This is a genomic window from Paraburkholderia sp. SIMBA_030 (assembly GCF_046535245.1).
GTDB lineage: Bacteria > Pseudomonadota > Gammaproteobacteria > Burkholderiales > Burkholderiaceae > Paraburkholderia.
The window spans coordinates 1-263 of the sequence record NZ_JAWRXB010000810.1 but is presented as its reverse complement, the minus strand read 5'-3'; the positions used below and the strand labels follow the sequence as shown (position 1 = coordinate 263).

At 58.6% G+C, this 263-nt stretch carries 1 protein-coding gene; it reads right to left on the bottom strand.

Annotated features, from left to right (window positions below; all coding sequences use genetic code 11):
- Positions 1-62: 62 nt before the first annotated feature.
- Positions 63-263, bottom strand: a 201-nt coding sequence (tnpB, locus tag SB772_RS42225) for an IS66 family insertion sequence element accessory protein TnpB (protein ID WP_410838803.1), incomplete at its 5' end; no start/stop codon positions are given.

Here is a 263-nt window from a genome sequence, read left to right as displayed (position 1 = left end):
ATGCCCAACTCGTGCGACGTTTACAAGCTTCTCGAGGCCTGAATTAAGCGCGATTCAGGCTCTTACGCGACGCGCGTCACGGCGACGGCGCGATGAGGTTCGCGCGCTGGAATCTCTATTCCTTCGAGCCATGCATTGAGCTCCGCGAGCGTGAATCCACGTTGCGCCAGCGCTGCGGGCGATGGGAAATGCCCATGTTCAAGCCGCTTATACCAAAGCGCGAAGCGGGTCCGGTCCCAATAAAGAATCTTCACCTTGGAGCG